This window comes from Lacticaseibacillus parakribbianus (genome assembly GCF_025490915.1).
GTDB lineage: Bacteria > Bacillota > Bacilli > Lactobacillales > Lactobacillaceae > Lacticaseibacillus > Lacticaseibacillus parakribbianus.
Genome location: NZ_JANQBA010000005.1, coordinates 138,903 through 159,350 on the forward strand (window position 1 = coordinate 138,903; position 20,448 = coordinate 159,350).

The 20,448-nt window shown below is 62.5% G+C and carries 19 protein-coding genes and 1 other annotated feature; of the genes, 16 read left to right on the top strand and 3 right to left on the bottom strand.

Annotated features, from left to right (window positions below):
- The first annotated feature begins 3 nt into the window (after positions 1 to 3).
- From NUH19_RS06225 to NUH19_RS06260, 8 genes are all read left to right on the top strand, one after another.
- On the top strand, positions 4 to 981 hold the full coding sequence (locus NUH19_RS06225; RefSeq protein ID WP_262315690.1) for a UbiA family prenyltransferase: 978 nt from the start codon (positions 4 to 6) through the stop codon (positions 979 to 981).
- A 27-nt stretch (positions 982 to 1,008) separates the two neighbouring features.
- Complete coding sequence (gene rpmG, locus NUH19_RS06230; protein ID WP_125705175.1) at positions 1,009 to 1,158, top strand: 50S ribosomal protein L33; 150 nt, start codon at positions 1,009 to 1,011, stop codon at positions 1,156 to 1,158.
- 15 nt (positions 1,159 to 1,173) lie between these two features.
- Entirely contained in the window at positions 1,174 to 1,344 is a 171-nt protein-coding gene (secE, locus tag NUH19_RS06235; protein WP_262315691.1) for a preprotein translocase subunit SecE, read from the top strand.
- Between the two features lie 100 nt (positions 1,345 to 1,444).
- Positions 1,445 to 1,990, top strand: coding sequence for a transcription termination/antitermination protein NusG (gene nusG, locus NUH19_RS06240; protein ID WP_262315692.1), 546 nt, complete (start codon positions 1,445 to 1,447; stop codon positions 1,988 to 1,990).
- Positions 1,991 to 2,640: 650 nt separating this feature from the next.
- Positions 2,641 to 3,069, top strand: a complete 429-nt coding sequence (rplK, locus tag NUH19_RS06245) for a 50S ribosomal protein L11 (RefSeq protein ID WP_225048110.1) — start codon at positions 2,641 to 2,643, stop codon at positions 3,067 to 3,069.
- Between the two features lie 83 nt (positions 3,070 to 3,152).
- The gene (rplA, locus tag NUH19_RS06250; RefSeq protein WP_262315693.1) at positions 3,153 to 3,842 is read left to right on the top strand and encodes a 50S ribosomal protein L1; all 690 of its coding nucleotides are present in this window, start codon (positions 3,153 to 3,155) and stop codon (positions 3,840 to 3,842) included.
- A gap of 677 nt (positions 3,843 to 4,519) precedes the next feature.
- Positions 4,520 to 6,472 carry a helix-turn-helix domain-containing protein gene (locus NUH19_RS06255; RefSeq protein WP_262315694.1) on the top strand — a complete coding sequence of 651 codons (1,953 nt, stop codon included), beginning with the start codon at positions 4,520 to 4,522 and terminating at the stop codon, positions 6,470 to 6,472.
- Between the two features lie 236 nt (positions 6,473 to 6,708).
- The gene (locus NUH19_RS06260; RefSeq protein WP_262315695.1) at positions 6,709 to 7,551 is read left to right on the top strand and encodes a helix-turn-helix domain-containing protein; all 843 of its coding nucleotides are present in this window, start codon (positions 6,709 to 6,711) and stop codon (positions 7,549 to 7,551) included.
- Between the two features lie 84 nt (positions 7,552 to 7,635).
- Here NUH19_RS06260 and NUH19_RS06265 read toward each other — a convergent pair whose 3' ends face one another.
- Positions 7,636 to 8,304, bottom strand: a complete 669-nt coding sequence (locus tag NUH19_RS06265; protein WP_262315696.1) for a GNAT family N-acetyltransferase — start codon at positions 8,302 to 8,304, stop codon at positions 7,636 to 7,638.
- 110 nt (positions 8,305 to 8,414) lie between these two features.
- Between NUH19_RS06265 and NUH19_RS06270 the strand changes: the two genes are divergently transcribed.
- The 5 genes from NUH19_RS06270 (at position 8,415) to rplL (ending at position 12,981) form a co-directional block, all read left to right on the top strand.
- The gene (locus tag NUH19_RS06270) at positions 8,415 to 8,666 is read left to right on the top strand and encodes a hypothetical protein (protein WP_262315697.1); all 252 of its coding nucleotides are present in this window, start codon (positions 8,415 to 8,417) and stop codon (positions 8,664 to 8,666) included.
- Between the two features lie 193 nt (positions 8,667 to 8,859).
- Positions 8,860 to 10,305 (top strand): hypothetical protein, encoded by a 1,446-nt coding sequence (locus NUH19_RS06275; RefSeq protein ID WP_262315698.1) that lies wholly within the window; start codon positions 8,860 to 8,862, stop codon positions 10,303 to 10,305.
- On the top strand, positions 10,302 to 11,789 hold the full coding sequence (locus NUH19_RS06280; protein WP_262315699.1) for a hypothetical protein: 1,488 nt from the start codon (positions 10,302 to 10,304) through the stop codon (positions 11,787 to 11,789). Before NUH19_RS06275 ends, NUH19_RS06280 begins: the two co-directional genes overlap by 4 nt.
- A 109-nt stretch (positions 11,790 to 11,898) precedes the next feature.
- Positions 11,899 to 12,019 (top strand) — a sequence feature (ribosomal protein L10 leader region).
- Between the two features lie 31 nt (positions 12,020 to 12,050).
- Positions 12,051 to 12,557, top strand: coding sequence for a 50S ribosomal protein L10 (gene rplJ, locus NUH19_RS06285; RefSeq protein ID WP_262315700.1), 507 nt, complete (start codon positions 12,051 to 12,053; stop codon positions 12,555 to 12,557).
- A gap of 55 nt (positions 12,558 to 12,612) precedes the next feature.
- On the top strand, positions 12,613 to 12,981 hold the full coding sequence (gene rplL, locus NUH19_RS06290) for a 50S ribosomal protein L7/L12 (RefSeq protein ID WP_262315701.1): 369 nt from the start codon (positions 12,613 to 12,615) through the stop codon (positions 12,979 to 12,981).
- A gap of 218 nt (positions 12,982 to 13,199) precedes the next feature.
- Here rplL and NUH19_RS06295 read toward each other — a convergent pair whose 3' ends face one another.
- Positions 13,200 to 14,471: a hypothetical protein gene (locus tag NUH19_RS06295; protein ID WP_262315702.1), complete on the bottom strand. Its 1,272-nt coding sequence runs from the start codon at positions 14,469 to 14,471 to the stop codon at positions 13,200 to 13,202.
- Between the two features lie 17 nt (positions 14,472 to 14,488).
- Positions 14,489 to 15,721 carry an ABC transporter permease subunit gene (locus tag NUH19_RS06300; protein WP_262315703.1) on the bottom strand — a complete coding sequence of 411 codons (1,233 nt, stop codon included), beginning with the start codon at positions 15,719 to 15,721 and terminating at the stop codon, positions 14,489 to 14,491.
- 204 nt (positions 15,722 to 15,925) lie between these two features.
- On the opposite strand from NUH19_RS06300, the gene NUH19_RS06305 reads away from it, so the two are divergent.
- The 3 genes from NUH19_RS06305 to NUH19_RS06315 all read left to right on the top strand — a co-directional run bounded on the left by NUH19_RS06305 (position 15,926) and on the right by NUH19_RS06315 (position 20,376).
- On the top strand, positions 15,926 to 16,864 hold the full coding sequence (locus NUH19_RS06305; protein ID WP_262315704.1) for a helix-turn-helix domain-containing protein: 939 nt from the start codon (positions 15,926 to 15,928) through the stop codon (positions 16,862 to 16,864).
- A 289-nt stretch (positions 16,865 to 17,153) separates the two neighbouring features.
- The gene (gene mprF, locus NUH19_RS06310) at positions 17,154 to 19,766 is read left to right on the top strand and encodes a bifunctional lysylphosphatidylglycerol flippase/synthetase MprF (protein ID WP_262315705.1); all 2,613 of its coding nucleotides are present in this window, start codon (positions 17,154 to 17,156) and stop codon (positions 19,764 to 19,766) included.
- A 7-nt stretch (positions 19,767 to 19,773) separates the two neighbouring features.
- Positions 19,774 to 20,376 (top strand): class I SAM-dependent methyltransferase, encoded by a 603-nt coding sequence (locus NUH19_RS06315; RefSeq protein WP_262315706.1) that lies wholly within the window; start codon positions 19,774 to 19,776, stop codon positions 20,374 to 20,376.
- The last annotated feature ends 72 nt before the right edge of the window (positions 20,377 to 20,448 follow it).

Below are 20,448 nucleotides of genomic sequence, written 5' to 3' on the forward strand. Positions count from 1 at the left end.
GGGATGACCACAACGTACAAGCCGCTGACCTGGCCGCTGTTTCTCGAGCTGATTCGGCTGCCGGCCAAGGCCGCAAGCCTGCTGCCGTTCCTGTTCGGCGTCAGTTACGCCGCGGTGATGTTCGGCCAGCTCGACTGGGTCAACACCCTGGTGTACTTCGTCGGTCAGATGAGCATCGCGCTTTTCGTCACCGGCTTCAACAACGTGCAGGACTTCTACAAGGCCCAAGACGCCCACTACCGCGCGACCCAAAACATTCTGGGCCGCGAACACCTGGACCCGCACCGCATTTTGGCGCTGATGCTCGGGTTTTTGGCCATCGCCTGCGTCAGCGGCGTGATTTTGGTGTGGCGAACCAACCTCGCACTGCTTTTGATCGGCGGCGCCGGCATCTTCGTCGCGGTGTTTTACACGTTCGGGCCCGTGCCGCTGTCGCGCATCCCCAGCGGTGAGGTGCTGGCCGGGCTGTGCGAGGGCTTCGGGACGATTTTCATCGCCGTGTTCGTCAACGTGGTGCCGCGGCCGGTTGACCTAAGCCTGGCCGGTCGCGCCTTCGCCTTGAGCGTCGACGTCTCGACCGTGCTGCGGCTGTTCGTGGTCGCGCTGCCGATCGTGCTGCTGGATGCGGCCACCATGTTTGCCGATAACATCTGCGACCTTGAGCAAGACATCCGCAACCAGCGCTTCACGCTGCCTTACTACCTGGGTCGCGACCGGGCCCTGCGCGTCTACCCGTGGCTGCCGGCCTTGGCCTACCTGAGCATCGGCGTCGGTGTCTTGCTTCGGCTGTTGCCCTGGCCGGTGATTCTGGTGTGGGGGCTTTGGCCGCTGGCGCATCACAACACCCACCGCTTCTTGCAGCACCCCAGCAAGCAGGCGACCTTCATCACCGCAATTCACACGATGCTTGTGACCTTCGGCGCCGAGGTCGCGGTGTTGATCGGCCTGGCCGGGCTTGCACACTGGGTGAAATTTTGGTAGGCTAGGTTGAATGACTGGAGGCCCGAAATGTCTGTTAAAAAAGTGGCACTTGCCTGCTCAGTGTGTGGTCGCCGGAACTACTTCGTGCCGGAGAATCCGCGCCGGACTGAGCGCTTGACGTTAAATAAATTTTGTAAGTACTGTAAGCGGGTCACCGAGCACCGCGAAACCAAGTAAGGGAGGAGTAAGACCATGAAGTTCATCAAGAGTGTGTTTCACGAAATGACGCTTGTCACCTGGCCGACCGCCAAGGAGACGCGGCGCGACACGACCACGGTGATCATCACCTCCTTGCTGTTCGCGCTGTACTTCGCGCTGGCCGACTGGATCATCTTGCTGCTTTTGAACGCCTTCATTTTCTAGTTGGTATTCGGCAGCTTTCCTGCTATACTAGTGTCAGACATCGAACCGCGTCCCGTCTTGGGGCGGGTTTTTTATTTTACTCAAAAAAAGGAGAATCATGATGGTCGAATCAGCAGAAAAGCTCTGGTACGTGCTGCACACTTACTCAGGCTACGAAAACAAGGTCAAGGCAAACCTCGAATCCCGCGCGACGTCGATGGGGATGGACGACTACATCTTCCGGGTGATCGTGCCGGAAGAAGAAGAAGAAGAGGTCAAAAACGGCAAGGCGAAGACCAAGATGGAGAAAACCTTCCCGGGCTACGTCCTCGTCGAAATGGTCATGACCGACGAATCCTGGTTCGTTGTGCGGAACACCCCAGGCGTGACTGGCTTCGTCGGCTCCCACGGGGCCGGCTCCAAGCCGTCACCGCTGCTGCCTGAAGAAGTTGCGACCATCCTGCACAGCCTTGGCATGAGCACCCGCCAGACCAACCTGGACTTCACGGTCGGCGAGCCGGTCACCATCGTCGACGGCGCATTCGCCGGCACCGACGGCAAGGTCACCGCCGTCGACAAGGAGAAGAACAAGCTGAAGGTCGCCATGATGATGTTCGAGCGCGAAGTCGAGGCCGAACTGGACTTCGACCAAGTGGACAAGCACTAAAAACCAGAGCGGAGAAGCGCGGGGTTAGCGACTCGGCTAGCCTAGCCGTGGCGCTGGGGGCCCGGGCTTGGCCCCGAGTGCCGCGGCGTAGCTAGACGCAGTCGCGTTGCGCTTCGGCGCTCGACGAACCAGAGCGGAGAAGCGCGGGGTTAGCGGCTCGGCTAGCCTAGCCGTGGCGCTGGGGGCCCGGGCTTGGCCCCGAGTGCCGCGGCGTAGCTAGACGCAGTCGCGTTGCGCTTCGGCGCTCGACGAACCAGAGCGGAGAAGCGCGGGGTTAGCGGCTCGGCTAGCCTAGCCGTGGCGCTGGGGGCCCGGGCTTGGCCCCGAGTGCCGCGGCGTAGCTAGACACAGGCGCGTTGCGCTTCGAAGCTCGACGAACCAGAGCGGAGAAGCGCGGGGTTAGCGACTCGACGACCCAGCGCGTAGCAAATCGCTCCCGCGTTGCGGCCTAGAGCTCGCCGCCCCAAAGCGGCGCCAAGCGGCCGGACCGGTGCCGGCTCGGTCCCACGCCGGGTGCGACCTGGCCGCCGGTGCTTGCTTTTGGCGGGCATTCATGGTAATTTATTCAGGTATGTTTAGGCATACGCGTGGGAGGCCAAAATTGTCTTGGCCATCATCACCACATCACGGACTTAAGGAGGTTATGTTTCGTGGCTAAAAAAGTAGCAAACATCGTTAAACTCCAGATCCCTGCGGGGAAGGCAACTCCAGCTCCCCCGGTAGGTCCTGCTCTTGGGCAGGCCGGGATCAACATCATGGGCTTCACCAAGGACTTCAATGCACGGACTGCAGACCAGGCCGGCATGATCATCCCTGTTGTGATCACCGTGTACGAAGATCGTTCCTTCGACTTCGTAACCAAGACCCCACCGGCTGCTGTCCTTTTGAAGAAGGCCGCTGGTGTTGAACACGGCTCGGGCGAACCGAACACGAAGAAGGTCGCAACGGTCACGTTGGACCAAGTTCGTCAGATCGCTGAGACGAAGATGCAAGACCTTAACGCTGCAGACGTAGAGGCTGCTATGCGCATGGTTGAAGGGACCGCTCGTTCGATGGGCTTCACCGTCGAGGGCTTATAATCCGGATCATCAGCGAAAGCTGAATGAATCAAGTGGAAGGGCTTCGGCCCGCTGACCACATTTGCAAGGAGGAAAATTCCAGAATGGCTAAGAAAGCAAAGAAGTATATCGAAGCAGCAAAGCAGGTTGATGCCACCAAGACCTACGCACCCGCTGAAGCGGTTGCCCTGGTCAAGAAGATCGACTTCGCCAAGTTCGACGCGACCGTTGAAGTTGCTTACAACTTGAACATCGACGTTAAGCAGGCTGACCAGCAGATCCGTGGCGCCGTTGTGCTGCCTAACGGGACTGGTAAAACCAGCCGCGTGATCGTTTTCGCTGAAGGTCCTCAGGCTAAGGCCGCTGAAGATGCCGGTGCCGACGTTGTCGGCGGCGACGACCTGGTTCAAAAGATCCAGGACGGCTGGCTGGACTTCGACGTTGCGGTCGCAACGCCACCGATGATGGCCAAGGTTGGTCGTCTCGGCCGTGTCCTCGGCCCGAAAGGCTTGATGCCTAACCCGAAGACCGGTACCGTGACGATGGACGTCGCTAAGGCGATCAACGACATCAAGGCTGGTCAAGTGGCTTACCGTGCCGACAAGGCGGGGATCGTTCACGCCCCAATCGGCAAGGTGTCCTTCGACGACGCTAAGCTGGTTGAGAACTTCAAGACCCTGAACGACGTGATCTTGAAGGCTCGCCCGGCTTCCGCCAAGGGCCAGTACATCAAGAGCTTGACCGTTACGACCACCTTTGGTCCTGGCGTCAAGACCGATGCCCTGGGCTTCTAATTGAACCAATTGCAGTCCCTTTCGAGGGACTGCTTTTTTATTGGGCCAAAGCGTGAGCTTAAAATTTGACGGTTGAAATGGCAGGGCTTACACTAGCCTCAGATGATTATCAACGGGCAGGGAAAACGCCGCGGCCGCGGCGCTTGCAACTCTACTGTCTATGGGGAACGGTCCGGGACATAAGCATTCCCAGTACCCCACTCATGCCATGCCGAACCAGGCAACAACGTCGACGTTTTCGTGCAACGGTCCCCTCCGATTGGGACCGACCACCAGGGTGTGGACCACCATCCCCCTGCCGCACAGTCCGGTGCCTACTCGCTTGCGAGGTAGCTGCGGTGCCGACTGACAGGGGGCTTGTCCCACGATACCGCGCAGCGGTGCGATGATCGGGGGACGAAAGCACAAGAACGCAAGTCATCAGCAAAAAATACCGAGGCTGCCGCGGGATGATACCCTGCGGTGGCTTCGGCGCGTCCGGCGCAGTGTCTGCGCCGGGCGTTTTTTGGGTGATGCTGTCGCCCAAGTGAACTTGACTGACAGCACGAAAAATTGCGCCGCCGTCAAGTATACTTGAGAACGGCTGCCAAAACTTTGGTTGAGACGGTGAGGCGCTTGCGCCTGAGCCGGCCGGGCGGCAAAATGAGAGGGACAAATTTTTTGGAGGCCTAGTTGGAATGGCACAGTTGAGTTACAGCGCATACCTTGAGGCGACACGCGTTGACCATCACATCAGCGTGAAGACGCTTTGCCGCTACGTCGGCTTCTCGCCTGCGACCTATCACCGCATTTTGCGCGGGGAAAGCAGCCCCAAGGTTCGCGAGTTCTGCCGGTGGGTCGACTTCATGATGATGACACCGGGGTCGGAAATCGGAGAGAAGCTGAATGCGGACTACTTTCGGTTGACCACGGTGGAGGACCGCACGTCGATGCAGTTGCTCGCGGCTGCGCCACTGCGTGACGCGGCCGGACTGCGGGAGACGCTCACGGCGGTGGCGGCGCAGACGGGGCAAAGCGACTACGACCTGCTGGTGGCCCTGATCGACCTGCGTCAGGCCGCCCCGGCAGCGCGGCCGGCCATCGCCCGGCGGGTGGTCACAGCGCTGCGGCAACGGCAGCACTGGGCCTACTTCGAGCTCCGGTGCTTTTTAGTAGCGGCGCCTTACCTCAGCTGGTCCATCGTATCGCACTGCATGGCGCAGTACGCGACTGGGACGGCGTTCGGGGCGGCCGGTGAGGCGGCCCAGCGCCACTCTCTGGGCTACCAAGAGCTGCTTTTGATTGCCTATGTGCGTGCTGCGGCCAATACCCACATCTGCGAGAACGTGGTTCAGGCGTGTTCGTGGTACGGCCAGACCTTCAGCGACGCTAGCCAGATGGTGTACGACGGGCGGGTGTTCGAGGGGCTGACGCAGGACCTGGTGACGCTGTTTGCCCAGCCGCAGGCGACCCGAACCGCCATCGCCGCGGTGTGTGAGCCGCGGGTGACGGTGTTGACCGCGTGGCAGGACGATGCGCCGCACCGCGTGACCGACCGCGTGGCGCGGCTGCAGGAGGCGCTGTTGGCCGGGGGGCCTTACCACCACGACGGCCGCCTGCGCCACCGGCCGGCCGCTAAGCCGGTGCCGGTTCAGCGTGACGTGAACTTCGGACTGCGTTTCACCGCGCTGCGTCGTGGCAAGGGCGTCAGCGTCAAGGACCTGTGCCGCCTGTCTGGCATCTCACGCGGGGTCTACCGCCGCTTTTGCGACGGCAGCAACACGCTGCGGCTGGATCAGCTGTGCCGGCTTTTGGACTGCTGTCACATTGGGCTGCCAGAGTTTTTCTCCTTCAAAGATCTGCCAGGCAACCAGCGCATTCGTGATGTCATGCAGTCGCACCTTGTGATTCGGTTGCGGGAGGGGCTGACCGCGGCCGATGAGGACGAGACGGAGCAACTCCACCAGTTCGCATTGGATGCAGGCAGCCCGTTCTTCCTGAACCTGTGGCGGCTGGTTCGCACCGTTGACGTCGAAGGTAGCGACGATAATTCGGCGGCACTGCCAATCGCGCAGGCGGCCCTGGCACAGCTGATGAGCTACGACACTTGGAACTACCACGACTACATCCTGTTCGGCGACTTGGGGGGTTACGCCGACATGCAGACTGCGCGGCTGGTGATGCAGCGGCTGCTCAAGTCGATTGCGACCCCCAACTGCGTAATCACGCAGGTGCCGATGCAGACGAACGTGACGCTGTGGGTGAACCTGCTCCTAGTGGCCTACCGCACCCACGAGGTTGCCGCGGTGCTGACGGTGACCGATGCGATTCAAGGACTAGCCACGCCGCAGCAAGGCGGTCCCAACACGCTCGCGTGGAGTATCCTGCGGCGCTATGCGGCCTATGTGGCGGCGGTGGTGACCGCCGGGCCGACCAAGGCTGCGCCGGCGTGGCTGCGGCTGTGCCAGCAGATTAAGACACTGATGACGGAGCCGCAGCCGGTGCTGTTGGCGATTCTGGGCGGCAACCACGACCTGCTGATGGCCTCGGACCTTTGGCCGGTCGCATGCGAGGCCGGCAACCCGCCGCAGGTGGTGACCGAAGAGGACCGCGAGTTCATGGGTACGGCAAAAAGGGCCCAGCCGCAGTGAGGTGCGGTGAAGTGCGATTGAGGTGAAGGAAGTCGCAGAAAGGCACATCGGGCCGCAAAAAGACACAATTGAGGGCCCCAATCACGGTCAGAAAGTTGGCTAGCCGTGGTTGGTGCCTTTTGAGTGCCACCGGTCATGCACGAATTGAGGCGTTTTTGCACATTCTGATTCACTCGCACCCATCCTAGGGCCGCGCCGCCTAACATGGAGTCGTTGAGAGAAAGGAGGCGCGGCACATGGCCGAGGAGACGCAGCTGGACTTTGGGGGAACCTTCCATCACCTGCGCGTGGCGCGAGGCAAAACGCTGAGCGAGGCGGCGGACGGGGTGCTCAGCGCCCAGGCGCTGTCGAACTTTGAGCGCAACAATGCCAACATTTCGTTCGCGCGGCTGGTCGCGATTCTCAATCACCTGGGCTTCAGCGTGACCGAGTTCACCCGGGCCTGTTTTCGCGAAACCGACCGCGGCGTCTTGCTGCACGGTCTGATCACCGCCCGGATCACGCTGCGGCTGGATGCGGTGCGGCTGGCCAACGCCGCGACCATCGTGGCCAACAGCCAAAGCGTGTTCAACGACGCCTTTGACCGCCAGCTTGAGGTCGTGATCGCCGGACTGCGCCAGGGTAGCCTGGCGCCACGCAAGCAGGCGGCCCTCGGCAAGTACTTCGCGGCGCAAAAAATCTGGCCGACCGCGGTCATCCAACTGTTCACGCTGGGCTGTGACCTGCTGGCCGACGCCGATTTTCTGCGGCTGATTCGCACGTTCGAGGACTACATCGACTTCAGCGCGGTGGTCGACCCGGCGGTGATCGAGGCGCGTGGTATGTGTGCCTTGATGATCCTGCGCCGGGCCCAGCGCCTCGGCCTCACCGGCATCGTCAACCGCCTTTTGCGCGAGCTGCAGGGCGAGTGGTCCCAGCTGGCCTACACCCAGCAGGCCGTTTTGACCTATTACACCGCCTTGGCCGCAGCCGACCGCGGCGACGCGACGGCGCAGCGCAAAATCGCGTTGACCCGCAAGTATCGCTCCGAGCTGCTTTTGGGTAGCGACCTGCTGACGTTCTTCGAGCCGGCGAGCTAGTCGCGATTATGTCAAAAGGCAGCCAGGGGAGTACCGACGTCGTCGATTGACGGGTCGGGCTCACACCGGCTGCCTTTTGGGTGATCAGTTCAGCTTCAGGAAGTAGGTACGCTCGCGGTACTGCACCTCGATATCGAAGTCGTCAAGCGCCGCCGCGGTGAAAACCGTGAACCACTGCGGCTGCTCGGCGCGGTACAAGAGGCGCTGGCCGGCGTCGTCGGTGACCTCAAGTTCCCGGCTGGCCGAGTTGAAGTGCCAGTGGTGGTGCGGCGCCGGTGCGTCGCGGCGGGTGCCCAGCACCCGCCAGCTGTGGGCGATTTCAACCGCGCCAATGCCTTGGTAGAGGCGGTTGGCCGGTTCGTCGCTGCGGGTGAAAATTTCCACGAAGGCGGCCCCGCGTTCGCGCAGCGCAGCCAGGCAAGCGGTGAGCAAGGCGCGGCCGACGCCTTGGCCTTGGGTGGCCGGCGCGACGGCGACCACCTCGATGTAGCTGCCGGTGCCAAGATTTTGGACGTACAGGTCGCCTTGGGTGCGGTCGGCGTTGAACACGCCGGCGTCGATTAGCCCCACCAGCCGGCCGTCAAGCTCCGCGACCAGCTCGACCACGCTTGCGTAGCCGAAGTCGGCCTCGGGGTACTGCTCACGAACGGGTTCGATCTGGTCGTTGAACTGCGAGCGGCTGTAGGATTCGGCGCGAACGGCGAGCCAGGCCGCGGCGTCGCTTGGCTGGTAGGGGCGAATGGTGAGTGACATGATGGACCTCCTCGGGATTGTCTGGCCCCCAGTATACCACTAGCCAAGGCGGCGTTGACATGCGATAATGGGCGCAAATACGCGTGGGGGCGCGACAGGAGGACTGCGACATGACAGCGAAACAGGAACTGGCACGACTGGATGAGGAGCTGGCGCAGCTGACCGCGGCGCTGGACGCACAACACCGCGACGTGGCGGCGGGGATGACCGCGTATCTGGCGGCCGCGCCGACCGGCGACACACTGGGGCTGCGCCACCTGCTGGCGAGCCTTGAGCTTCGCGCCAACCAAATTGACGAGCTCAACCGCACGCTGGCCATGAAGACCCGGATGCGCCAGCTGCTGCGCCTTGAGGTCAAGTGAGCGGCGCCGCAGATTAAGGTTGTCTGCTTGCCCGTTTTCGCCTACAATGTAGGCATAATTCGAATTTCAAAAATAGTCGGCCGACTAAGTCATTATTGCTCAACCCACTCCGGACCTGCAGATATGCAACGGATGGGGAATAATTGCGACGCGGCCGGCTTTTTGTGTGTCGCCGTCGCTTGGAGGAGAAAGCATGGAAAAGAAGCTTACCACGCCTTCGGATGACGCGGTCAAGGACTTGGCGGCGCAGCTGGAGGCGCTGAGTTCGGCGCCGGGGGATGCGGCGCCACTGGCGGGGAACGCGGCCGACGAGACGCCTGGTGCGACCACGCCGACGCCAGGCGCTGCGGCGCCAGCGAAGGCTGCCCCGCCGGCGGAGACCGCTGATGCTGGCGCGGCGAACCCGGTTGCGGCTGTCGCGGGTACCGGCGGTTCGAACACCGCCGCCTCCGTCACGGATGCCGGTGATTCGAACACCGCCGCCTCGGCGTCTGGCAGTGCTGATTCGAACACCGCCCCGGTCGGCTCGAGCATTGCCACTGTGACCCAGAACCCACAGCCGACCGGCGACGCCGACCTGCAGGCACAGATCGACGAACTGCGGCGCCAGCTGGCGGCGCAGACCCCGGCCGGCTCGTTCACCGCGGCGCTGGCACCGAACCAGAAGCACTGGATTCAGGCATTGCGGTTCTTTCAGGCCAATCCGCTGATGCTGTTCGCCGTCGCGTGGGTCGCCGTGTTCCTGCCGGCCTGGTGGGCAACTTGGCTGATGCTGGCCTACATGGTGCTGTGCTACGCCTACCCGCTTTTGACGCGCAAGACGCGCTTTGGCTGGGACCGGCGGCTGGACGACTGGCTGGCCGATCCGGAGGTCAGGCGCCGGCAAAACCAGCAGCAGCTGGCCCGGCTGAACCAGGTCAAAGACGAGCTGAGCCAGCAGGCCGGCGCCTTGGCCGACAGCGTGAAAAACGCCAGGGGCCCGGTGGCCGCGGGTAGCGCCGACGCGGCCACGAGTAGCGCCCAGGCGACAGGCGACCAGGCGACCAGCGCCCAGGCGACCGGCGCCGCCGGAACGCAACCGGTCGGCGGTCAGTCGGGGTCGGCAGCCGCGGCTGGGCAACCCATCCAGGCCGCTGCGGTGGCCCTGCCGCACCAGCCGCTTTTCACCAACAATCTGGAGCTGTGGCTGGGCCTGGTGGTCGGCGTGGTCGGCTACCTCGCCCAGCAGCAAGGCGGCCAGGGCGTGACCGATGGCATCGGCCAGCTGCAGGCGGTGATTCAGTCCGGCTCGCTGTCAAGCGACGGTTACGTGTTCATCTGGGGTTACCTGGCGGTGCGGATCGGCGTTTTGGCTGTGGTTGGGGGGCTGGTCAAGGGGCTGATGCACAAGGCCAACGGCGGGGCGATTCTCAAGGCACTGGCCGTTTTGGCCGGTGCGGCGGCCGCGGCTGCGGCCAGCTACGTCTACGCGCATCCCTTCGCCAGCGCCTACCAGGCGGCCCGGGCGGCCTACGAAAGCGGCGCGAGCCTGGACGATATCGGCAACCTGGCGACGATGGTGCAGTACCTGCCGGTGGCCGTGATGGTGGTTTACGGCGTCGGCATCCTGCTCAACCTGCTGGGGAGGAACCACGAATGAAACCTTTGAAGCGATGGCTCCTGCTCGGCACCGCGGCGCTGGGGCTGATTCTGACCGCCTGCGGCAAGCCGGTGGCCGACCGGGTGCCGGGGGTGGATCAGATGAGCTACACGATTACCGGCAAGGACGCACATGGGGCCAAGGAGACCATGACCGTTCAGCTCAACGCGGATCACACCGCCGATATTTTGATGGTCGGCAAGACGCCGACCATCGAATACCCGGGGTATAGCGATGGGCCCAACAAGTACGACGCGGTCAAGTATACGAGCGGCAAAATTAAGGGTAAGGGCCGGCACCTGACGATTACCGCAACCTGGTCGGGTCAGTACGCGCGGCAGCTCAAGGCCAAGAAGGGCAAGAAGCGTGCCATCTATCTGATCGGGAAGTACGCGACCAAGGAAGACGACGCGACGATCGAGCTGACCTTCGATAAGCACTACCGGCTAGTCAAGTTCAACGGCGAGAAGCAGAACAAGAAGGAAAAAGTTGAGGGCCCATCCGTCAGCACGATGCCCAGCGCCAAGTCGCAGTACCTGAGGCTGGCGCGTAAGTACCAGGCCGTGGCCGGAAACTCGTATCAACTGAGCAATTCGGTGGGCAAAAGCGTCACCACGTTCACCGACAAGCGTTTTTACATGTACGTCAAAACGCCGACCACCGTCCTACCCGCGGCCTGGCGCAAGGTGGCCCGGGCGGGTGGCGAGCTCAGCCCCGCGGTTGCCGCTGGCACGGATCAAGTCATGGCGGAAGGCACCTACCACCTCAATCTGCTGACGGGCAAGCTGAAGTGGACGCCGACGCGCATCACCCCGACCTACCACAACATGGTGAAGCAGACCTACAGTGGGAAACACCAGGTGGCGGAAGGCGAGAAGCGCAACGGCAAGTTCGTGACGCAGCAGATACAGCTGGACAAGGCCGACACCACGGACTTCGGCCGCAAGCTCAAAGCGCCGGTCAAGCTGCCGACCGTGGCCAAGTGGACGGCCGGGCTGCGCAAGCAGGCCGTCGACGCCTCGGCGGCGGCTCTGCCACCGCACAAGCAGGCGGTGCCCAAGAGCGAGTGGCAAAACCTGTTCACCGGCATCTCCCCGGTGGTTGAGCAAAACGCCAGCCACCGGCTGCGCAAGAAGGACGCGATGTACTCCAAGTTCAAGGGCGAGGGGACGTCGTACAGCTGGGAGCTCAGCAACGACAGCCAAACCGACGGCGGTGACAAGGTCGTCGGGGTGTGGAAGGATAACGGCAACCTCCTGATCGAGCTGGCCCTAGACGATGAGCCCGAGACCTTCAAGATCCTGCTGTCCGACACGGACGGGGATGGGTTCACCACCCCGATCACGACCTACAAGCTGACCTACGCCGGCGTGACGGCGAAGTTCGGCCTGAGCGCCGGCAAGTACGTTGGGCATGGCCCAGTGCCAACGGTTTTCTACAATTCCCAGGCCTTCATGTACGACCGGTATCAGGCTAACAACTAGGACGTGTGACCGTCGCGGTTCCAGACGCGACCAAGGCGCTGCTGCGGCAGCGCCTTTTATTTTGCCCGCCCCCTTGACGCCGCGACGCGCTCAATGGTAAGATGGGCCTCGTGATTATTTCACTCTACCTAAGACTCAGGGGGCGCAAGCCTTAATCATCCTGCCGAGGTGGTATCGGAACGATTAGATACCTCTATGTCTTGGTGGACATGGAGTTTTTTTATGCGAAAAACTTCAACAAACTAACAGGAGGTGAACCAAATGAGTGAAGCTATTATCGCACAGAAGGCTGAGATCGTTAAAGGCATTTCTGAACAGTTCAAGGCTGCTAAGAGTGCCGTTGTTGTGAACTACCGTGGCTTGACCGTCGCACAAGTGACCGAACTTCGTAAGGAGCTCCGTGACGCCGGCGTCAAGATGGAAGTTATCAAGAACACGTACCTCCGCCGCGCCGCTGACCTGAACGGTTACGAGGCACTGGATGATGTGTTCGCTGGCCCGACCGCCATCGCCTTTTCTAACGACGATGTTGTCGCACCTGCCCGCATCATGGCGAAGTACGCCGACAAGATCGATGCCCTTGAAATCAAGGGTGGCATCATCGAAGGTAAGGTTGCAAGCCTTGAAGAAGTCCTTGCCCTTTCCAAGCTGCCAGATCGCGACGGCATGCTTTCCATGCTGCTGTCTGTTCTGCAGGCACCAGTTCGCAACGTTGCTTACGCTGTCAAGGCTATTGCCGACAGCAAGAGCGAGGAACCAGCTGCCTAAAGCAGCCTGAGTTCAACCTAATTTTCAAATACAATATAAATTGGAGGAAACAAACATGGCTTTAGACACACAAGCAATCGTCGACCAGCTCAAAGAAGCTTCCATTCTTGAACTGAACGACCTCGTTAAGGCAATCGAAGAAGAATTTGGCGTATCCGCAGCAGCTCCTGTAGCCGCTGCCGGTGCAGCTGCTGGTGCAGCTGAAGAAGCTAAGGACTCCTTCAACGTTGAACTGACCGAAGTTGGCCAGGAAAAGGTTAAGGTTATCAAGGAAGTTCGCACGATCACCGGCCTTGGCCTGAAGGATGCGAAGGGCCTGGTTGACGGTGCCCCAGCTAACGTCAAGGAAGACGTTAACGAAGAAGAAGCCAACAAGATCAAGGAACAGCTTGAAGCCGTTGGCGCAACCGTAACCCTGAAGTAATTCAGCTCACGGTTCGTTAAAAATGCCGCCGCACAATTCCCAATCGGGAGCCGTGCGGCGGCATTTTTGTGTCCAAAGCGGCAGGCCACCCTCGCGTTGCGGCTCGGAGCTCGACGGTTCCAAGCGGCGAGCCGCGGGTCCGCGAGGCGGCTCGCATCGGGCTGGCGGAGGCACGGGCTTAGCCCGGCCGGCGGTTTCGCCGCGCCTCCCGCGTCACCTCACGCCAGCCACGGGCCTCGCACGTGGCTGCGCAGCCACTGCACGACGCCGCCGATCAGCCAGGTGGCGACCAGCCACCGGCCGAACAGCGCCAGCACCTGGCCCAGTGTGATGCCGGCAAAAAAGTCCAGGTGGTTGAGCAAGGCCGCCTGGTTGGTGTAATAGGCGGGGAACAGCTGGCGAACCGGCTGGCTGAAGGCATCCAGCACGTGCAGCGGCATCAGGAGGATCAGGGCCGCGGCTACCATCATGCCGACCAAGGCGTTGGCGGAGAACTGGCTGACGGTGAAGGCGATGCCGGCGATCAGGGCGGCCCAGGCCATCATCAGGGCCAAGGCCCGGCCGAGGTACAGCCAGATCGGCACGGCGGTGGTGTGGGACTGGAAGGTGTCTGCAATCGGCAGGCGCAAGCTGCCCCAGGTCTGGCCGGGGACGGCAGCGTTGACGGCCAGCGCCAGGCCGATCAAGGCGAGCATCACCGCGAAAATCACGGCCAGCGTAATCAAGGCGCGAGAGACGGCCAGCCGGAAGTCGGCGGCCGGGGTCATGCGCATGAAGGCCTCGGTGTGGTTGCGCTGGTCGAAGTTGAACACTAGGGTCAAGACGATGGTTGCGTAGGCCAAAAAGGCCCACATCAGAGGCGTCCCCTGGTCGATGGCGGTCGAGTCTGTCATCTGGCTGGGGTCATCGGCGCTGGCGGTTTGGGCCGCGTGGCTGCCAGCCTTGGCCCAGACATTGTAGACGATGGCCGCGGCCGACGTGGTTTGGTCGATGGCGAGCAGCCGGTTTTCGCGGTGCTTCACCAGGTACCGCAGCGGGTAGGCGACGCGTTCCCACTTGTTGACCTGATTGGCGCCGCTGGTCTGCAGGAACCCCTTGGCGTAGTCGTTGTAGACGATCGTCGGGTGCTTGGTGATGGCGGCCAGCGTGAGCCGGTTGACCTTGACAAAATCGCGGTCGGCCAGCGGTTTTCGGACCGCCTTGAGCATCGCGACCGCCGCCGCGCGGTTGTGGTCGGGGTAGTAGGCCTGCTGCTTGAGGTTGGCCTTCAGCTCGGAGTCGACGGTGGTGACGACCGCATGGTAGCGGTCGTCCGCGGTTTGGCGGGTACTCAAGTAGTGCTTGACCCCGTTGAGGATGTAGTACTGGTTGGGCAAAACGCCGAGGTAATGGCCCAGCGGTGCGGCGAACAGCATCAGCATCCCGACCAGCGCGATGGCGTGGATCACCCACGGCTGTTTGCGCAGTTCCAGGCGAATTAGTGCAAGCATGGTGTTCCTCCTTTCGGCTAGAGCCGCTCACGCCGGTGCAAGACCACGGCGCAGACGACGTACAGCGCGGCACTCCAGGCCAAAAGCACGACCACCCCAGCCCCGACGCTCAGGATCGGGCCGGCGGTGGTGTGCAAGACGACTGAAGAGACCTGCAGGTAGCTGCTCGGCAGAAACGGCGCGACGCCGCGCAGAACCGACAGCCCGGTGACCTGCGGAAGGGCGGTCAGCATTACCGCGGCCAGCACCCCGAGGTTGACGCCAAGCGACCCGGAGAACAGGCTGGTCAACGCGCTGACGGCCATTAGCCAAATCGCCCCGGCCAGAATCAAGCCGGTGTACAATAGGAGAAACTGGGCGGGAAACATGGTCGCGACGTGCTGACCATCCGGCGAGAACACGATCGGGTACCGCCAGCTGCCGATGCCGAACCGTTGGGCGACCAGCCCGTAGGTGACGGCGCCGGCGATTAGCAAAAGCGGCAGCGTCAGCAGCACGTAGCTGGTCATGCGAGCGGTCAAAATCGCGAGCTTGCCGGTCGGCAGGTTGTTCATGAAGCTGATGGTGCCGCGGCGCTTCTCGTTGGTGAACAGCAGCCCGGCCTGAACCGCAAACACCGCCAGCAGCAAAAGCGGCGACAACCGGTACAGCAAGACGTTGATCATGTAGTTGTTGGCCGGCGCGGTTTGGCGCGTCACCGGAATCTCCACCAGCTTGTGGTCGACCAAGTACTGGTAAAAGGCGACGTCGAGCTTGCGGCCCAGGAGGCTGGCGTCGGGCTGCTTGCCCGGCACGGCGATGATCGCCAGGTCCAGCCGGCCGGCCCGGGTTTCGCGCAGCGTGTAGCGCTGGTAGGCCAGCACCGCCTTTTGCGACGTCAGCTTGGCCTCGCGCATGCTGGTCAGAGTCGGCGAGAAGACGGCGGCGTCGGCCAAGATGATGGTCTTGAAGTACTCGTGCTGCGCCATTTTGCGGCTCAGGCGCTGGCGTTCGGCCGCGGTCAGCTTGCGCCGGTCGGCCGTTTTTTGCAGCGCGAAGGCCTGGTTTTGGATGATGTTGTCGGCGCTGGCGTAGGCCTGGTAGGTCTGCCGAGCCGACAGGTCGCTGCCGCTTTGCGCGGTGAAAAAGGTGATCAAAAGCAGCGCGGCAAACACGACGAACACCACGAGGTTGGTGGTCGAGCGCCAGTTCTTCTTGAGGTCAAAGCCAATCTGCGTGGCCAAGCCGGCCAGGCTGTGCGGCAGGCGCATGTCCTCACCGTCCTCTCATGAGTTTAATTAAAATTATAGCCCTTAACTTTTATGAATACTAGGCGAGCCGAAAAGCGCTGAACCGTTATCAAGCGGCTTGTGGCGGCGACTCAAGCACGGCTTGATAGGCAAGCTGGCCGCAGTCGGGTAGTCTGGGGTCAGCATCACATCACAGCGCCGCCGAGTGCGGCAGGAGGAACGATCATGACAGAAACCTACATTTTTGACGCTCAACGCATCGGCCAACAGATTGCGGCGGCTCGCAAGCGCCTGAACCTGACCCAAAGCGCCTTGGCCGACCAGCTCAACGTGTCCTACCAGGCGGTGTCCAACTGGGAACGCAGCCAGTCGCTGCCGGACATCGACAAATACGCGCAACTGGCGGCGGTTTTGCAGCTGCCCTTGACCGAGCTTTTGGGCTCGGCCAAGGCGGAGGCGACGGTTCACATCGTGGAGGCCGACGCGCCGCTTGAGCCCGAGACCCTGGCCCAGGCGGCGCCGGTGATGAAGCCGGCGCAAGTCGAGCATAGCGCAAGCGGCCTGCAGCTGGACTTGGCCAACCTCGAGTCGCTGGCGCCGTACCTCAGCAGCGACACGCTGGCCAAGCAGCTGCAGGCGCTTGAAGGAACCGCGGATTACGATGCGGCCGTGGTCTTGCTCGCGCCGTTCTTGGCTGCACCGGCGCTGGACGCGATCGTCGACGCCAAGCTGGCCAGCGGTCAGGCGGCCGACATCGCCTACATCGGCAAGCTCGCCCCGTTTTTGACTCAGACCAAGGTTGACGCGGTGGCGCTGCGGCTGGCCGACGCGCCGCAACCGGCCGAACGCATTCGCCACCTGCTGCCGTTCGTGTCCGCAAAGGCGCTGGCCCAGCTGCTGGCCCAGGCGCCGGCCGACACCGACCTGTTCAAGGCCGCACTGCCTTTCTTGGGCTACGACTTGGCCGCCGAGCGTTTCGAGGCGATTGAGGCGGCCAACGTGACCGATGAGCGGCTGGTCGCCATGGCGCCGTTCGTCAAGGCGGCGGTGCTGGCGGCTCACATCAAGCGGCTGGGGGCCGCCGGGGGTGCGGCGGAGTCGCAAATTCGCCGCTTCCTGCCCTTCCTGGACGAGGCGACGCTTTTGAAGCTGTTCGCCAAGTGAGCCGGCACAAGTTAGGCAATCCGCGCTTCCAATTCGCCGGGGCACCGCTCACCTGCTACACTGATTGCAGGATAGGGGGCAGCTGTTTTGGGTTGGTCCCGGCGCGGTGGGACCAACCGCGGTGACCCAACGCCGCTTAGTCATTCACGCGACCGCAACGCCAGATCCGCCGGGGCGTTTCCACCGGCGGGTTTGGTGCGTCTGGTGGCCGGCGAGCTAAGAGTTTTGTTACCTGCCGCACAGAGGCGCCCAAATTTCATATAATAGAGGTCTGAATGGAGGACGTCTGTTGAAAACTTTAGGGAAAAAAATCGTCGGCTGGGTCAAGCAGCACCTCACGTTGTTGAAGGTGCTGTTCGTCGTGTCCGTCTTGGTCTTTGCCGTCGTGATGCTGGGGCGGATCTTTCGCGAGCTGAACGGCGACGAGGTCCGCGCCAGCCTGGCGACGCAAAGCCCGTGGTCGCTGTTGGCCATGGCCGTCATCGGCATGGCGGCGGTCTTGCCGATGCTGAACTACGACTTCGTGATCACCGAGATGCTGCCCGGGTCGTACCGGCCGTGGTACGTGGCCAAGTCCGGCTGGATCGTCAACTCGTTCACCAACATCGCGGGGTTCGGCGGCTTTCTCGGCGCCAGCCTCCGCGCCAACTTCTACCACAAGCACGCGACCAACAAGGAGGTGCTGGCCGCGATCGCTAAGATCGCGCTGTTCCTATTGGCCGGGCTGTCGCTGTGGTCGCTGATCGCCTTGGGGCTGATCTTTGGCCTCGGCATCGGGCGGATGTACACCGACTACTGGGTGTGGCTGATCGGCGGCGGCGCCTACTTCCCGGTGCTGATGTTGGTCACGCACCTGAACGGCCGCGGGGTGTTCGCCGACATGCCGCTGGCCCGGCAGCTGCGGCTGACGCTGGGGTCGTTTTGCGAGTGGGGGGCCGCGGCCGGCTTCTTCCTGTTGATCGGCCACTTCATCGGGGCTCCGGTCAACCTGGCGCATGTGCTGCCGCTATTTTTAGTCGCCAACGTGCTGGGCGTGATCTCGATGGTGCCCGGGGGGCTGGGCTCCTTTGACGTCTTCATGCTGATGGGGCTGGCGCAAGTCGGCGTCAACAGCAACATCGGCGTGGTGTGGCTGCTGTTTTACCGCCTGTTCTACTACATCGTACCCTTCGTCCTGGGGGTCGGCCTGTTCATCCAAGACGCCGGCCGCCAGCTCAACGCCCGGCTGGAAGGCCTGCCGGTCCAGGTGTTCACGCGCCTCGGCCACGTGACGCTGGTGGTGTTCTTGTACTTCTCGGCCGTCATGCTGCTGCTGCGCGGCGTGGTGCCGGATGTCGCGCTGCGCAACGCCGTGTACCTCAGGCTGTACCCTTGGACCTTCCTGTTTCTCAGCCGCGTGACCAACATCATGATGGCCTTCATCATCTTCGGGCTGGCGCGAGGCATCGCCAACCGGGTGCGTCGCGCCTACTGGCCGACGCTGGTAATCCTGGGGCTGGCGCTGATCGCGTCGCTGCGGCGCGAGGTCAGCGTGAAGTTCATCGTTTTCCTGGCGGTGATCCTGCTGGCGGCGGTGCTCGCCAAGCGCGAGCTGACGCGCGACCGGATGGATTTTCCCTGGGGTAACCGCATCGTCGACGGCGGCATCTTCGCCGTCACCGCGCTGTTTTACGCCGTCGCGCTGTTTTACAACGTGCCGCAGATTCACCACCGCCACCCGGTGCCGACGGTGTTCTTCTTCCCGTCCGAGCGGATGTGGGTGACCACGCTGGCCGGGGTGCTGGTCGCGGCGATCACGCTGAGCCTGATCTACGGTTACCTGAGCAATCCGCAAAAAACGCTGGGTGGCCTGGTCGACGATGCCCGGCTTCGCGCCTTCATCGCGCGGGTCGGCGGCAACGCCGTGTCGCACCTGGCGTTCACCGGCGATAAGCTGATGCGCTTTTACCAAGTCGACGGCGAGGACGCCGTGCTGTTCCTGTTCCGTAAGAAAAGCGACAAGCTGGTGATTCTCGGCGAGCCGATCGGCGCCCCCGAGAACTGGGCGCCGGCCATCGCCGACTTCATCCGGGAGGCGGACAAGCAGGACCTATCTTTGGTGTTCTACGAGGTGTCCGAGCGGCTGACCGTGATGCTGCACGAGTACGGCTTTGACTTCATGAAGTTCGGCGAGGAAGGCACGGTCGACGTGACCGACTTCACGCTGGCCGGCACCAAGCGCAAGGGCGAACGCGCCTTGATGCACAAGTTCGAACGCCAGGGCTACCAGTTCGCCTGGCTGACGCCGCCGTTCGACGCGGCGACCATGGTGCAGTTGCGCCAGGTCTCCGACAGCTGGCTGGATGGCAAGGCCGAGATCGGTTTTTCCCTCGGCTACTTCAACCCGCGCTACCTCAACCAGGCGCCGGTGGCCGTGATTCAAGACGCAAAGGGGCGCATCGTGTCCTTCGCGAGCGTCATGCCGATGGGCCCGGGCGTCATGTCCATCGACCTGATGCGCTCCAGCGACGCGGCGCCAAGCGGCATCATGGACGCGCTGTTCGTCAACTTGTTCGAACGTGCCAAGGCGGAGGGTTACACCCAGTTCAACATGGGCATGGCGCCTTTGAGCAACGTCGGGACCTCCGACTTCGCCTTCCTGGAAGAGAAAATGGCTCACCTGGTTTATGAATATGGGTATCGCTTTTACGGCTTCCAGGGGTTACGCTCTTATAAAGAGAAGTACGTGACCACCTGGACCCCCAAGTACGTCGCGTACCGCAAGCGGCAGTCGCTGTTGTTCACGCTGCTGCAAATCCTGATGCTCGTCAACACCCCGGTGACGGCCGCACCGCACGGCCTGTGGCACAAGTACCTGGGCCTGGTCAGCCAGATCGGCTCGGTGTTGACTCCCAAGAAGTGAGGTACCCATGAATCACTATTACACGAACGACCCGACGCTTTCGCATGACGAACACAGCTTTCACTTTGAGCTGGCCGGCCACGACCTGCTTTTCACCGCCGACAACGGCGTGTTCTCCAAGCACACCATCGACTTCGGCTCCCGCGTCCTGATCGACGTGGTGGCGGCGGACCAGGCGCTTGCCACCGGTGACATCCTCGATGTTGGCTGCGGCTACGGGCCGATCGGGCTGGCGCTGGCCCGGCACTTTGAGGCCCGGCACGTCACGATGAGCGACGTCAACGAACGCGCGTTGGCGCTGGCCAAGCGCAACGCCGCGGCCAACCACATCGACAACGTCACGATTCTTGAGTCCTCGGTGTACGAACAGGTCACCGGTCAATTCGGCGTAATCGTCACCAACCCGCCGGTTCGGGCCGGTAAGGACGTGGTATCGGCGATTCTGAGCGGCGCCTTCGCCCACCTGACCCCGGGCGGTCAGCTCTTCGTGGTGTTGCAAAAAAAGCAAGGCGCCCCGTCGGCCCTAAAGCTGATGAAGGCCACCTTCGGCGACGCCGCCGTGGTCAAGAAGGAACACGGCTACTACATCCTGAAGGCGACGAAGGCCTAGCGGAGGGAACCCATTTCACGGTAGGGGACAGACACAAACCACCGTCGGCCACCAAAAACGCGCCGTCGCAAT

Coding starts and splice junctions, on each gene's coding strand:
- NUH19_RS06225 (WP_262315690.1), top strand. CDS start 4: ATGACCACAACGTACAAGCCGCTGACCTGGCCGCTGTTTCTCGAGCTG.
- rpmG (WP_125705175.1), top strand. CDS start 1,009: ATGTCTGTTAAAAAAGTGGCACTTGCCTGCTCAGTGTGTGGTCGCCGG.
- secE (WP_262315691.1), top strand. CDS start 1,174: ATGAAGTTCATCAAGAGTGTGTTTCACGAAATGACGCTTGTCACCTGG.
- nusG (WP_262315692.1), top strand. CDS start 1,445: ATGGTCGAATCAGCAGAAAAGCTCTGGTACGTGCTGCACACTTACTCA.
- rplA (WP_262315693.1), top strand. CDS start 3,153: ATGGCTAAGAAAGCAAAGAAGTATATCGAAGCAGCAAAGCAGGTTGAT.
- NUH19_RS06255 (WP_262315694.1), top strand. CDS start 4,520: ATGGCACAGTTGAGTTACAGCGCATACCTTGAGGCGACACGCGTTGAC.
- NUH19_RS06260 (WP_262315695.1), top strand. CDS start 6,709: ATGGCCGAGGAGACGCAGCTGGACTTTGGGGGAACCTTCCATCACCTG.
- NUH19_RS06265 (WP_262315696.1), bottom strand. CDS start 8,304: ATGTCACTCACCATTCGCCCCTACCAGCCAAGCGACGCCGCGGCCTGG.
- NUH19_RS06270 (WP_262315697.1), top strand. CDS start 8,415: ATGACAGCGAAACAGGAACTGGCACGACTGGATGAGGAGCTGGCGCAG.
- NUH19_RS06275 (WP_262315698.1), top strand. CDS start 8,860: ATGGAAAAGAAGCTTACCACGCCTTCGGATGACGCGGTCAAGGACTTG.
- NUH19_RS06280 (WP_262315699.1), top strand. CDS start 10,302: ATGAAACCTTTGAAGCGATGGCTCCTGCTCGGCACCGCGGCGCTGGGG.
- rplJ (WP_262315700.1), top strand. CDS start 12,051: ATGAGTGAAGCTATTATCGCACAGAAGGCTGAGATCGTTAAAGGCATT.
- rplL (WP_262315701.1), top strand. CDS start 12,613: ATGGCTTTAGACACACAAGCAATCGTCGACCAGCTCAAAGAAGCTTCC.
- NUH19_RS06295 (WP_262315702.1), bottom strand. CDS start 14,471: ATGCTTGCACTAATTCGCCTGGAACTGCGCAAACAGCCGTGGGTGATC.
- NUH19_RS06300 (WP_262315703.1), bottom strand. CDS start 15,721: ATGCGCCTGCCGCACAGCCTGGCCGGCTTGGCCACGCAGATTGGCTTT.
- NUH19_RS06305 (WP_262315704.1), top strand. CDS start 15,926: ATGACAGAAACCTACATTTTTGACGCTCAACGCATCGGCCAACAGATT.
- NUH19_RS06315 (WP_262315706.1), top strand. CDS start 19,774: ATGAATCACTATTACACGAACGACCCGACGCTTTCGCATGACGAACAC.